The 12,746-nt window shown below is 70.7% G+C and carries 16 protein-coding genes and 1 tRNA gene; 13 read left to right on the top strand and 4 right to left on the bottom strand.

Going from position 1 to position 12,746, the window contains the following annotated elements:
* The first annotated feature begins 84 nt into the window (after positions 1-84).
* The 10 genes from IE247_RS21575 (at position 85) to IE247_RS21535 (ending at position 6,767) form a co-directional block, all read left to right on the top strand.
* Positions 85-312, top strand: a complete 228-nt coding sequence (locus IE247_RS21575; RefSeq protein ID WP_190124868.1) for a hypothetical protein — start codon at positions 85-87, stop codon at positions 310-312.
* A gap of 27 nt (positions 313-339) precedes the next feature.
* Complete coding sequence (locus IE247_RS21570) at positions 340-528, top strand: hypothetical protein (RefSeq protein ID WP_190124867.1); 189 nt, start codon at positions 340-342, stop codon at positions 526-528.
* Between the two features lie 13 nt (positions 529-541).
* A complete protein-coding gene (locus tag IE247_RS21565) occupies positions 542-799 on the top strand; it encodes a hypothetical protein (RefSeq protein ID WP_190124866.1) in 258 nt (85 codons plus the stop codon).
* A 24-nt stretch (positions 800-823) separates the two neighbouring features.
* A complete protein-coding gene (locus IE247_RS34790) occupies positions 824-952 on the top strand; it encodes a hypothetical protein (protein WP_268247227.1) in 129 nt (42 codons plus the stop codon).
* Positions 953-963: 11 nt separating this feature from the next.
* Complete coding sequence (locus IE247_RS21560; protein ID WP_190124865.1) at positions 964-1,752, top strand: hypothetical protein; 789 nt, start codon at positions 964-966, stop codon at positions 1,750-1,752.
* A complete protein-coding gene (locus IE247_RS21555; RefSeq protein ID WP_190124864.1) occupies positions 1,752-1,994 on the top strand; it encodes a hypothetical protein in 243 nt (80 codons plus the stop codon). Before IE247_RS21560 ends, IE247_RS21555 begins: the two co-directional genes overlap by 1 nt.
* 93 nt (positions 1,995-2,087) lie before the next feature.
* Complete coding sequence (locus IE247_RS21550; protein WP_190124863.1) at positions 2,088-2,963, top strand: bifunctional DNA primase/polymerase; 876 nt, start codon at positions 2,088-2,090, stop codon at positions 2,961-2,963.
* Positions 2,964-3,267: 304 nt separating this feature from the next.
* The gene (locus IE247_RS21545) at positions 3,268-4,809 is read left to right on the top strand and encodes a YfjI family protein (protein WP_190124862.1); all 1,542 of its coding nucleotides are present in this window, start codon (positions 3,268-3,270) and stop codon (positions 4,807-4,809) included.
* Positions 4,810-5,097: 288 nt separating this feature from the next.
* Positions 5,098-5,313 carry a helix-turn-helix domain-containing protein gene (locus tag IE247_RS21540; RefSeq protein ID WP_229869259.1) on the top strand — a complete coding sequence of 72 codons (216 nt, stop codon included), beginning with the start codon at positions 5,098-5,100 and terminating at the stop codon, positions 5,311-5,313.
* 68 nt (positions 5,314-5,381) lie between these two features.
* Positions 5,382-6,767 carry a tyrosine-type recombinase/integrase gene (locus tag IE247_RS21535; protein WP_190124861.1) on the top strand — a complete coding sequence of 462 codons (1,386 nt, stop codon included), beginning with the start codon at positions 5,382-5,384 and terminating at the stop codon, positions 6,765-6,767.
* A gap of 46 nt (positions 6,768-6,813) precedes the next feature.
* Here IE247_RS21535 and IE247_RS21530 read toward each other — a convergent pair.
* Positions 6,814-6,887, bottom strand: a tRNA-Thr gene (locus tag IE247_RS21530).
* Between the two features lie 177 nt (positions 6,888-7,064).
* Between IE247_RS21530 and IE247_RS21525 the strand changes: the two genes are divergently transcribed.
* The 3 genes from IE247_RS21525 (at position 7,065) to IE247_RS21515 (ending at position 9,566) form a co-directional block, all read left to right on the top strand.
* Positions 7,065-8,192, top strand: coding sequence for an ABC transporter ATP-binding protein (locus IE247_RS21525; RefSeq protein ID WP_190124860.1), 1,128 nt, complete (start codon positions 7,065-7,067; stop codon positions 8,190-8,192).
* Between the two features lie 193 nt (positions 8,193-8,385).
* A complete protein-coding gene (locus IE247_RS21520) occupies positions 8,386-8,805 on the top strand; it encodes a hypothetical protein (protein ID WP_190124859.1) in 420 nt (139 codons plus the stop codon).
* Positions 8,806-8,843: 38 nt separating this feature from the next.
* Positions 8,844-9,566 carry a nucleotidyltransferase family protein gene (locus IE247_RS21515; protein WP_190124858.1) on the top strand — a complete coding sequence of 241 codons (723 nt, stop codon included), beginning with the start codon at positions 8,844-8,846 and terminating at the stop codon, positions 9,564-9,566.
* Between the two features lie 144 nt (positions 9,567-9,710).
* Here IE247_RS21515 and IE247_RS21510 read toward each other — a convergent pair whose 3' ends face one another.
* The 3 genes from IE247_RS21510 to IE247_RS35140 all read right to left on the bottom strand — a co-directional run.
* Positions 9,711-11,384 carry a DoxX family membrane protein gene (locus IE247_RS21510; protein ID WP_190124857.1) on the bottom strand — a complete coding sequence of 558 codons (1,674 nt, stop codon included), beginning with the start codon at positions 11,382-11,384 and terminating at the stop codon, positions 9,711-9,713.
* A gap of 218 nt (positions 11,385-11,602) precedes the next feature.
* Positions 11,603-12,553 (bottom strand): 23S rRNA (guanosine(2251)-2'-O)-methyltransferase RlmB, encoded by a 951-nt coding sequence (rlmB, locus tag IE247_RS21505; RefSeq protein ID WP_190124856.1) that lies wholly within the window; start codon positions 12,551-12,553, stop codon positions 11,603-11,605.
* 85 nt (positions 12,554-12,638) lie between these two features.
* Positions 12,639-12,746 (bottom strand): CysS/YqeB C-terminal domain-containing protein (locus IE247_RS35140; protein WP_444545284.1); only part of this gene is annotated, 108 nt, incomplete at its 5' end.

Genomic DNA, 12,746 nt, shown 5'->3' with positions numbered 1-12,746 from the left:
AACACGCCTCTGAACAGGCATCTAGTGTCTAGCGGCCCACCTGCGCAAACCCCGGAAACCAGCCCCCGGAACGGGAATCGCCCCATGCTGCTCACCGCTAGCGCCCTCGCCCTCATCCTCACCAGCGGTTACGCACTGTTGTGCGCGGCCAGTCCCTTCAGGCCCTGCCGGCCGTGCTCCGGCACCGGAGTCCGGCACACGCGCAAGGCCGTGAACGTCTGCCGACGCTGCCGGGGACGCCGCCACCGCCTCCGCACCGGCCGCCGGATCCTCAACGCCGCACACCGCACCCACACCACCGGAAACCGCTGACCCCCACCACCCCGGAAGGCCCCCGCCATGGCTGTGACCGTCTCCCTGGTCCTGCTCTTCGGACTCGTCCTCTTCTTCCTCCTCCGCTCCAACAGCCTCGGCTACGGCTCCGCGTTCACCGCCGCCATGTTCGGCTTCTTCCTCGCCTCCACCGGCGCGTCCGACCCCATCAACCGCCTCACCCAATCCGTCATCGACGCCATACCCGGCCTCTGAAAGGACCCCCCAATTGCGCTGTGAAACGTGGCTCTTCACCCGTGACGGGGACGAGCTGGAGATCACCCTCTACGAGCACCCCGACCCGACCGCCAACCCGGAGGACATCGAGGTCACGTCCACCGATGGCACCGAGGAAGAACGGGCCAGTTGGGACGACGCCCGGGGGCTGATCCTCACCGGTCTGATCCCCGACTACACCGCCAAGGGCTGGCAGCCCGCCGCACACCACCCCATGCGTGACGTCCCCGGCGACCGCGCCTCCTGGTGAAACCGACCTCCTCCGAGGAGACCCGTGGACGACTACGACGACGGGTGCGAGCTGTGCGAGCCCACCGACGGCTCCGAGCCCTACCCCTACCCCCACTGCTGCGGCTGCGGAGCCGACGGCAGCAACGAGCGCCCCGACTGCATCTGCGGCTGACCGGAGGACACATGACACACACCCCTACCCGGCTGATCGCCGCCACCGCCACCCGGCGGGGCACCCGCACCTACAACTGCGACGCGGGCGAGATCTACCGGCTGCCCGGTACCGGGATCGTCGCGGCCGCGATCGTGGACGGCATCGGCAACAACCCCAGCGTGGCCCGCTTCTCACGCAACGCGGCGTACGCGATCGCGCGGACCGCCGCCCGCCGCACGCCCCTGCTCGGCATCCTCGCCGCCGCCGGCATGGCGACCGCGCCTCCCGGCGCCCGGGCCGGTGAGGACGGGGTCGCCGCCGTCGCGGTCGCCCACCCCGGCCGCAGTACGGTCATCGCCTGGACCGGAGACTCCCGCGTCTACAGCCTCCCCACCGACGGCGACCGGCTGATCCAGCGCAGCACCGACCAGACCATGGGCGAGTGGATGCGGAACTGGGGCGACAACCAGTTCAGCATCGACCTGGTGACGTTCCGCCCCGAGGACGGCCCGGCCCGGACGATGCCGATGGCCGAGGCCGCCGTCCTGCTGGACGACGTGCCGCGCTCGACCCTGGCGCACTGCTCGATGGACACCGTCCTCATGCTCATGGTCTCGGACCCGCTGGTGGTCATCACCTCCGACGGAGTCCACACCCAACTCCCGCACGGGGAGCTGGAGCGGCTGGCGCGCGAGTACGCCGACCGGCCCCAGAAGCTGGCGGACGCGATCGTCGCCGCAGTCCTGGCCGACCCGGTCACCGGCTACCGCGACGACGCCACCGCCATCGTCATCGCCAACCCCCGGGAGCAGAACTGATGCCCCGCACCCCCGCCAAGCGCACCCCCGGCCCGGCGGGCGGGGGTGAGGTGGTGGAGATCCGGCTGATCGCCCGCGACGGAATCGCCCAGGCGCTCGCCGCGCAGATCGCTGACTCCATTCCCGGATGCCCCCCGCCCCGGATCTACCCCTCCCGCAAAACCCCCGGGCAGATGAGGGCCTACATCAAGGCCACACTCCCCGCCCACACGGTGGCGGCCCTGGAGAACCCGCAGAAGTAGCACCCTGCACAGCGAAGGCGGCCCCCTTCTCGCCAAAGATCCGGGGCCGCCTTCGTCCAGCACAACTCAACAGAGAGCCTGGAGGTCTTCAGCATGACCCATGACCGCCCGTCCCTGCTACAAGTCGCGGTCGATCTGGCCCGGCGCGGGGTGCCGGTGCTGCCGCTGCGAGCGAAGCGCCCGCCGGCCAACTGCCCCGACTGCCAGGACCTGAAGTGCGGGGGCCGTCCGCACATGCGGGTGCCGGGCCCCTGCCGGTGCCCGCTCCCCTGCCACGGCTGGGCCGCCGCCACCACCAACCCCGACTTCCTCGCCTCCCCGCAGTGGGCGGCGGACTGGCGGCATGCCACCGCGATCGCCTACCACCCCGGCGGAGCCGGACTCACCGTGGTGGACCTGGACAGCCCTACCGCCATCACGTGGGCCCGCACCGCCCTGCCCGCCACCCGCACCGTCGCCACGACGCGCGGCGAGCACTGGATCTACCGGGGCACCATGCCATCCGCGAACGGCGTCCTTGACGACGTCGACATCAAGAGCCTGATGTCCTACGCCCGCTGGCTGGGCCCCGGAACCGGGACCATGACCGATCTGCCGGACGCCGTCCGCGCGCTGACCGTGAGGGAAGAGACCACCCCCGCGGGGGGCGGCGGCGGGGTGGTCTCTTCAGTCCCTGAGCGCGCCGCGTGGGACCGGACCGTGGCCACCGGATGCCGCCACACCGAGCGATACGTTCGCACCGGCCTGGACCGGGGACTGGCCCGCGTCCTGGCCCGCACCGAATCCGGAGCCGCATCAGCGGCGTTCGGCGCGGCCCGGTTCCTGGGTGCCCAGCACACCCACTGCCCCGGACCGTGCGGCCTGGACGCCATCGAGCAGCAGATCATCGCCGCCGCCGTCTCCGTCGGAGTCCCCGAACCGTACGCGGCCCGAGCCGTCACCAACGGGCTTCTCGGGAGGGCGGCATGACCACCCGCCCCGACCCCGCCACACCGACCCCGGACACCCGCGACAGTGGCGCGCCGAAGGTCGCCGCCGAAGGCGTCCCTTCTGTTGTTCGCCCGAACCCGCACGCGCGGCCGGATAGTCGGCACATCGTCGCCATGCTCCACATCGCCGCGCCCCGGGGCACCACCCCCACTGCCACCTCCCGCTGTGTGTGCGGGCGGGACCGCTCCGCCATCGGCCACCGACGCGTGGCTGTCCTGATCGAAGATCACGCCGCACACCGTGACGTGTGCCCCTTGCGTACGACCGATGGGAAGGCGGCAGCATGAGCGGTGCGAGTGTGAGTTCTGACCTGTGGGAGGGGTTCGACATTCTCGATCCGGAGAGCATCACCGGCCCTGTGTGGGACGAGCCGGTTCCGGTCTCCGCCCGCCGCGACCTCCCCGGTTTCCCTGTGGACGCGCTGCCGTCGTGGCTGGGGAGCATGGTGGGGGCGGTGGCGGAGGAGACCCAGACTCCGGCGGATCTGGCTGGGTGTCTGGCGCTGGCGGTCATCGCCACGGCGGCCGGCGGCCGGGCCACCGTGTCGGTCCGGGGCCACTGGCGCGAGCCGGTGACCATCTACACCGCCGTAGCCCTGGACCCCGGCAACCGCAAGAGCGCCGTGTTCTCGCTGATGACCCAGCCCCTCATGGCCGTGGAGAAGACTCTGGTCGAACTCTCCGGCCCCGTGCGGGCGGAGGCGGAGACGGCGGCGCGTCTGGCCAAGGCCGCCGCCGACAAAGCGGCGGCCCGTGCGGCGAACGCCGACGCCGAGCAGCGGGCCCAGCTCACCGCGGAAGCCGTCGCACTCGCCCAGGCCGCCGAGGAGATCCACGTTCCGGGCAAGCCTCAGCTCGTCGCGGACGACGTGACCCCGGAGAGCCTGGCGACTCTGCTCGCCGAGCAGGACGGCCGCATCAGCGTCCTGTCTCCGGAAGGGGGCATCTTCGACATCATCGCCGGGCGCTACTCCGGGGCCCCGAACATGGAGATCTTCCTCAAGGGCCACGCGGGGGACATGGTCCGGGTGAACCGGCAGGGTCGCGACTCTCAGCACATCGAAGCCCCGGCCGTCACCATGGGACTCGCGGTGCAGCCCGAAGTCCTGGAGTCCCTGGGAAAGATCAAGGGCGCGGACGGCCGGGGCCTCCCCGCCCGGTTCCTGTATGCGATGCCCGACTCCCTCGTCGGCCGACGGAACCTCACCCCCGACCTGATCCCCGACCATGTGTCCACCACGTACACCCAGCGCCTCGCCGCCCTCACCCTCGAAATGGCGGGCTGGAGCGAGCCAGTCACCCTCACCCTCAGCCCCGGGGCGGATGCCGTGCTCCTGGCGTATCAGCACGGGACCGAATCCCGACTGGGCCGGGGCGGCACTCTGGCACCTATCGTGAAGTGGGCGTCCAAACGAGACGGAGCGGTTGCCCGGATCGCCGGTCTGCTCCACCTCGCGTCCCACGCCGACCAGCCCTGGACACGGCCCGTCGACGCCGACACCATGAACGCCGCCACGCGCGTGGTCGACTACTTCACCGACCACGCCCTGACCGTGTTCGACGCCATGGGCGCGGACCCCGCTCAGGACGCGGCCCACACCGTCCTCACCCACCTCCGCGACACCGCGATGGGCGAGTTCACCAAGCGCGACCTGTTCCGGGTCCTGCCCCGGGGCGACTTCCCCGCCATGGCCGACCTCACCCCCGCGCTCGCCCTTCTCGAAGAGCACGGCTGGGTCCGCCCCCAGCCCCTCCCGCCGCGTACCGGCCGGGGCCGGCCGCCGTCCCCCCGCTACCAGGCACACCCCGCCCTCACCACCCGCTGAAAGAAACCCCGCCCGCGCTGACAGAAATGACAGAAATACGCGACACCCCCTCTGACCTGCACCAACAGCCGCCATCGAGGCTGCGACAGAAACAATAAGAAGTCCGACAGAAACCAGCCCCACCCGCGCCCCGGTCGCGGGCGCGGATTTCTGTCAGATTTTCCGCGATTTCTGTCACAGCCTCAGATGAGACCAAACCCGCAGGTCAGAGCGCTGGTCAGCGTTTTCTGTCATTTCTGACGGCCACTGCGCCATTTATTTCGCCCACGACCTCTCCCGGAGGATGCCGTGAGCCTCACCCTGCCCGCCCATCACCCCACCATCGAGCCTCTGCTCTACACCCCCGCCGAAGCAGCGGAAGCGCTGCGCATGGGCCGGTCGACCATCTACGAGCTGATGGCCGCCGGGGTCCTGGAGTACGTCAAGCAAGGCCGGAGCCGACGCATCCGCGTCAGCGTCCTGGAGGCGTATGTCGAGAGCCTCAGCCCCGAGCCCACCCACTGAACCAGCACGATCGAAGCGACACAGGCGGGCCGGACCAACCGGCCCGCCTCCTTCTTTTGGAGACACCGTTGGGCTCGCGTAACGCGAACAATGAATCGTCCGTCTATCTGGGCAGTGACGGTTGGTGGCACGGTCGCGTCACCATGGGCGTCAAGAGTGACGGCAGCCCGGACCGCCGTCACCGCCGGGCCAAGTCCGAACCGGAAGTGCGGCGCAAGGTCAAAGAGCTGGAGAAACTCCGAGACGAGAAGCGTGCGCCAAAGGCCGGGCGCGTCCCGACCGTGGCGGCCTGGATGGAGACCTACCTCGCCACCATCGCGAGCCTGAAGCTGAAGCCTCGCTCCCTGGACGACTACTGGTCCAAGACCCGCAACGACATCATCCCTGGCGTGGGCCAGCACCGGCTCGACAAGCTCGCGCCGGAGCACCTGGAGACGATGTACGCCGCCATGCTCAACGAGGGGCACGCGCCGTCGCACGTACTCAAGACGCACCGCATTCTCTCCCGAGCCCTGAAGATCGCGCACCGCCGCCGGATCATCGGCGAGAACGTCGCCACGCTCGTTGACCCGCCGACCGTCGATGAGACCGAAGCCAACCCGTTCACCCAGGAGCAGGCTCGCGCGTTCCTTGAAGCGGCAGCAAAGCGGCCCACATTCATGCGGTGGATCGTCGGTGTCGGCATGGGCTTCCGACAAGGCGAGACGTTGGGGCTCCGATGGGCGTACATCGACCTCGACGCCGAACTGTTCCACCCACGGTGGCAGCTCCAGCGGCTGACGTGGCGACACGGCTGCAAGGACGCACATGCCTGCGGGGAGCGTCTCCATCGCTTCGAGCAGTGCCCGCCGGACTGCGTCACGCACCGGACCTACACCCGGGGATGCCCCAAGCCATGCCCGAAGACCTGCACGCGCCATGCGAGCACCTGCCCGGAGAGAAAGGGCGGCGGGCTGGTCTTCACCCGGCCGAAGACGAAGAAGAGCCAGAACCCCGTACCCATTCCGTCGCCGTTCGTCCCCCATCTGCGCGAGCACAAGGCCCGGCAGCTCGAAGCGCGTGCGGCGGCCGGGGAAGCGTGGGAGGAATGCGACGCGGTGTTCACGCGGTCCGACGGCCGGCCGCTCGACCCGCGCGCCGACTGGGAGGAGTTCAAGGAACTCCTGGCCGAGGCGGGCATCAGTGACCGTCGCCTCTACGACGGGAGCCGTCACACGGCCGGCACGATCCTGAACGAGCTGGGGGTGGACCTGGTGACCATCATGGAGATCCTGCGCCACACCCAAGTCAGTCAGACCCGCCGGTACGTCAAGGGACGGTCCAGCCTCTCCAAGGACGCCATGCAGCGGATGGGAGATGCGTTCTTCCCCACCGCCGAACCCGCATCTGAGACCAGAACTGAGACCACGAGCAGCAAGGAAGCCCGCGCCCGGCGTCGCAGGCGCATCCGCTGAGCACGAAAGGCCAGCTCAGACACTGTCTGACCTGGCCTTTCAGCGGAGCCCCCTGTCGGATTCGAACCGACGACCTACGCATTACAAGTGCGTTGCTCTGGCCAGCTGAGCTAAGGAGGCAGCCGTAGCAGTGTAACCAAAGCACCGCGCCCCGTCGGACGGGAATCTCGTGCCCTAACCGTTACTGACATAACAGAAAACGCCAGGTAGCGTCACCACCAGTCCACACAGGTGGACTACACCAATCCTTTACTCGGATCGTCCGGCACGTTCCTGCCGGTGGAGGGACACACAGCCATGGCAACCGTCACTTTCGACAAGGCCACCCGGGTCTACCCGGGCACCGAGAAGCCCGCGGTGGACCAGCTGGAGATCGAGATCGCGGACGGCGAGTTCCTCGTCCTCGTCGGTCCCTCCGGCTGCGGCAAGTCGACCTCCCTGCGCATGCTCGCGGGGCTTGAGGACGTCAACGGCGGAGCCATCCGCATCGGCGAGCGCGATGTCACGCATCTGCCGCCCAAGGACCGGGACATCGCGATGGTGTTCCAGAACTACGCGCTCTACCCGCACATGACCGTCGCCGACAACATGGGCTTCGCCCTGAAGATCGCCGGCGTGAACAAGGCCGAGATCCGCAAGAAGGTCGAAGAGGCCGCGCAGATCCTGGACCTCACCCCGTACCTGGACCGCAAGCCGAAGGCGCTCTCCGGTGGCCAGCGGCAGCGTGTGGCGATGGGACGCGCCATCGTCCGTGAGCCGCAGGTGTTCCTCATGGACGAGCCGCTGTCGAACCTCGACGCGAAGCTGCGTGTCTCCACCCGTACGCAGATCGCCTCGCTCCAGCGCCGTCTGGGCATCACCACGGTGTACGTCACCCACGACCAGACCGAGGCCCTGACCATGGGCGACCGGGTCGCGGTCCTCAAGGACGGTCTGCTCCAGCAGGTCGACTCGCCGCGGAACATGTACGACAAGCCGGCGAACCTCTTCGTCGCCGGATTCATCGGCTCGCCCGCCATGAACCTGGTCGAGGTCCCGATCACCGACGGTGGTGTGAAGTTCGGCAACAGCGTCGTCCCGGTCTCCCGGGCCGCGCTGAGCGCCGCCGCCGACCGCGGCGACAAGACGGTCACCGTCGGCATCCGCCCCGAGCACTTCGATGTGGTCGAGCACAGCGGCAGCACGTCCGGCGCGCTCTCCAAGGACGCCCCGGCCGGCCTCGCCGTGCAGGTGAACGTCGTGGAGGAGCTGGGCTCCGACGGCTTCGTCTACGGCGCGTCGAAGGTCAGCGGCGAGGACAAGGAGCTGGTCGTGCGTGTCGGCGGCCGGTCCGTGCCCGCGAAGGGCTCGGAGCTGCACGTCGTGCCGCGCGCGGACGAGCTCCACGTCTTCGCGACCTCCACCGGCGAGCGCCTCACCGACTGACGCTCCCCGAGAGACCACACGTGACGGCCCCGCGGATCCCGCGGGGCCGTTACGCGTACGCCGCGAAATAAACCACCACTACGGGCATTTCACCGTCGGCCGTCAACCGCGGATTCGAAAGGCCCCCTCGAACCGTCCCCCACGTGAGTGACTAAATGTCGCCACATCATCACCGGCCGCTACGCTCGCTGGCGTGACCCACTCAGCACGCCGAATCGGCCGCTCCTTCGCCCTCGTTCTGCCCGTCGTCCTGGTGCTCTCCGGAACCCTCGCGGTCACCAGCGTCCCGTGGGCCGGGCAGACCGGCGACCAGATCCTCACCGCCTCCTCCCAGAACGTCTCCGTGCGCGCCAAGTCCCGTGCCCCGCAGGACGTGCTGCGCGACCGGCTGATGACCGAACTCCAGGAGAAGGACCCCGGCACCGCGCTCACCCGGCTCCAGCGCGAGGTGGAGGCCCGCCCCTCGCTCGCCAAGCACTGCATGTCGATCGCCCGCTCGCTCGGCCGCGCCGCCGTCGACCGCTTCGGTCCGGTCCGCGCCCAGGCGTACTCCAAGCCCGTCTGCGACACCTCCTTCGCGAGCGGCGTCGCCCAGCAGACCCAGGGGAGCTGACGGGCCGCGCACGGCCCGCTGCGCATATCGTTCACCGCATGCATACGCCTACGTATCCGACGCAGGCCGTGATCCTGGCCGGCGGCCAGGGCTCCCGGCTGCGCCCGTACACCGACGACCGGCCCAAGCCGATGGTCGAGATCCCCGGAACAGGGACCCCGATCATCGGCCATCAGCTGTCCTGGCTGGCCGCCGAAGGCGTGACCGACGCCGTCGTCTCCTGCGGCCATCTCGCCGAGGTGCTCCAGGAGTGGCTGGCCAGCGCCGAACTGCCGCTGCGCGTCACCACCGTCGTCGAACCCGAGCCGCTCGGCCGGGGCGGCGGCCTCAAGTACGCGGCGGCCCGGCTGCCGCACCCCGATCTGCCCTGGTACGCGACGAACGGCGACATCTGGACGCGGTTCTCGCTCCGTGAGATGGCCGCCTTCCACGCCGAGCGCGACGCGGTCGCCACCCTCGCGCTGGCCAGGCCCAGGATCCCCTGGGGCGCGGTCGAGACGGACGCCTTCGGGCACATCACCGACTTCATCGAGTCGCCGCCGTCGCCGTATCTCATCAACGCGGGCGTGTACGTCTTCGCCGCCGCCTTCACCGAGCTGCTGCCGGAGCGGGGCGACCACGAGCGCACCACCTTCCCCGGGCTGGCCCGGGAGCGCAGGCTGGCGGGCTTCCCGCTGCCCAACGGCGCTTACTGGCGGGCCATCGACACCGCCAAGGACCTCACCGAGGCCGCGAAGGAACTGGCTGCCCAGGCCCGCTAGGACCGGCCGGACCCCCCGTACCCCTGGACAACCCCCTGTCGGCGCCCACAGGCCCGTACAGGGCCCTTCTCGGCCGGGAACGCGCGGCGGGGGCGGACCCGGGAATCCGGATCCGCCCCCGCCGCGCGTGGGGCCTGTGGCGGCTCAGCCGAGCAGACCGCCGATGACCTTGCCGCCGCTCGTGGTGCCGCCGTCCGAACCGCCGCCGGTGGAGCCGGTGTTGTCCGGGCTGCTGCCGGGCGCGCTGCCGGTGCCGCCGCTGCCCGTGCCGCCGCTTCCGGTGGCGGGATCGGTGCCGGTGGCCGGCTGCTGTTGCTGCTGGGCCGGCTGGGAACGGGTGGGCTGCTGCTGCCCGCTGCCCGTGCCCTGGGTCTGGCTGGGGCGGCCGGCACCGGTGCCCGTGGTCGCCGTACCCGGGGCGGTGGTCCCCGCCGAGGCGGGGGCGGTGGACTGCTGACGGGTCGGAACGCCGGACTGGCTCGCGGTCGGCGAGGGCTCCTTCTTCGCCTTCTTCTCCTTCTCTCCGCCGCCGCTCGGCCCCGCCGAGGAGCGGGTGCCGGACGGCATGTCCTTCGGCAGCGGCGAGCCGGGGAGGTGGTTGGTCGGGTCCTGGTTCGGCCCCGGCACGGTGACCATCTCGGTGGAGCGGACCGCTCCGCCGAGCATCGACCCGATGAGCAGGGTGAGCCCGACCACCACGGTCGTGACGACCGCGCCGCGCCGCAGCACCCGCTGGCGGAGCTGCCACAGCTCGGACCGGGGCCCCAGGGTGCGCCAGGCCTCGCCCGCGAGCCGTCCGTCGATGGAGTAAACGGGCGCCCCCGCGATGATCAGCGGCGACCAGGCGGCGAGATAGATGATGTCGGGCGCGTCGTAGGCCGGGACCGTCTTCCAGCTCACCGTGAGGATCAGCGCCGCCGACAGCAGCGCGCCGAAGACGGCCGCGACCCGCTGCCACAGTCCGAGCACGGTGAGCACGCCGACGACGACCTGGAGGAAGGCGACGGTGAGCCCCGCGCCCACCGGGTGGGAGAGCGCGAAGTCGCGCAGCGGGTCGGCGAGCGCCCACGGGTTCAGCGAATTGAGCCACTTCACCATGGAGCCGCGCTCGCCGCCGTCGAAGTAGACGGGGTCGCAGAGCTTGCCCATGCCCGCGTAGATGGAGATGAAGCCGAGGAAGACCCGCAGCGGCAGCAGCACCACGCCGAGGTTCATCCGGCGGCCGGGGTAGTAGGCGTGCCGCACCACGTCGTTGCCGTGGCGCTGGGGACGGCCGTCGGCCGCCTCCTCGTCCGGCTCGTCGTCGTACAGCCCCTGGTCGCCGTCGTAGGAGGAGGAAGAGGGAGAAGGGGCGGAGTAGGTGTCGTACGCGCCGACCGCCTGGCGCATCGGGGGCAGCAGGGGCTTGCCGGGGGAGCCCGCGACGGGGGTGGGCGCGGTGTCGTCCGCGCCGCCCGGGACCCGGACCCGGGGGATGAGCTGGGTCGAGCCCGTGTCGTATCCGGCGGAGCCGTAGCCGTCGCGCTCGGCGGTGGCGGTGCTGTTGCGCACGGCCTGGAGCAGCCCGGTCGCGCCCGAGTCGCCGGGCGCGGACTTGCCGCTCCAGACGACAGGCGCCCGCCGCCGCACCACCGCCCCGCCCATCGGGATCATGGCGGTGTCCGCCATGACTCTGGAGGGGCGCGGCCTCTGGGCGAGCTGCACCCGGAAGCTGGCGTGGTTCACGATGACCTGAGCGGGGTCGCAGTCGACCTTGATCATGCTCAGCGCAGGCTGATCATCGAACCCGGGCCGGGGCGTTCTGGTGTCCACACTCATCTAACCGAGTGACATCGCGTTTGGACACTGCCGTGACGGGCCCTATCTGTCCGAGACCCGTCAAGGCTGGTGAGAGGGTTGGAAGAGGTGCGCCTCCTCGGCGTCAACCTCCCGTGCGCACCGTCGCCGGTCTCTCGTACGCATCACCGTCGGCCTCTCGTACACGCGCGCCCCCGGCTCCCCCCGGGAGGGGAGGTGCCGGGGGCGCGCGGAGCGGCTCAGGCGCGGCGCTTGGCCGCCTCGTACAGCACGATGCCCGCCGCGACGCCCGCGTTGAGCGACTCCGCGCCGCCGGGCATCGGGATGCGGACGAGGTAGTCGCAGGTCTCGCCGACGAGCCGGGAGAGGCCCTTGCCCTCGCTGCCGACGACGATGACCAGCGGGCCGCCGAGCGCCTCCAGGTCGCCGACCTCGTGCTCGCCGTCGGCGGCCAGGCCGACGACGGTGAGACCGGCCTTCTGGTAGCCCTCCAGGGCGCGGGTCAGATTGGTGGCGCGGGCCACCGGGGTGCGCGCGGCGGTGCCCGCGGAGGACTTCCACGCGCCCGCGGTCATGCCGGCGGCGCGGCGCTCGGGGACGACGACGCCGTGTCCGCCGAAGGCGGCGGCGGAGCGGACCACGGCGCCGAGGTTGCGCGGGTCGGTGACACCGTCGAGGGCGACGATCAGCGGGGCCTCGCCGTGGTCGGCGGCGGTGGCCGCGAGGTCCTCGGGGTGCGCGTACTCGTACGGCGGGACCTGGAGGACCAGGCCCTGGTGGTTGAGCCCGTTGGTCATCCGGTCCAGCTCGGCGCGGGGGGCCTCCATGATGTGGAGGGTGCCGCGGGAGGTGGCGAGCTGGATGGCCTCGCGGACGCGCTCGTCGTTGTCGATGTACTGCTGGATGTAGAGCATGGTCGCGGGCACGCCGTCGCGCAGCGCCTCGAAGACCGGATTGCGGCCGACGACCATCTCGGACGTGCCCTTGCCGCCGCGCCGGGCGACGGGACGGCGGGTGGTCTGCCGGGCCTTGGCGTTGGCCACCCGGTTCTTGACATGGCCCTTGCGGGCGGAGGCGGGCGGGGTCGGACCCTTGCCCTCAAGGCCGCGGCGCCGATTGCCACCGCTGCCGACCTGCGCGCCCTTCTTGTTGGACGTGCGGCGGTTTCTGCGCTGGCTGTTCCCGGCCATGACTGTTACCTGTTCCTGGATCCTCGTATGTGTGTACGTATGACAGTGTGCCGCCCGGACGGCCGGGCGGCACATTCGTCCTGGCTCAGCGGGGGCCGAGCGTCCAGCGCGGACCGTCCGGGCCGTCCTCGATGACCAGCCCGGACTGCTGGAGCTGATCGCGGATGGCGTCGGCGGTGGCCCAGTCCTTGCG

It is taken from the genome of Streptomyces inusitatus, from assembly GCF_014651115.1.
Classification (GTDB): domain Bacteria; phylum Actinomycetota; class Actinomycetes; order Streptomycetales; family Streptomycetaceae; genus Streptomyces; species Streptomyces amakusaensis.
Note: the sequence above shows the minus strand (reverse complement) of the source record. Positions and strands in the feature narration are given on the sequence as shown.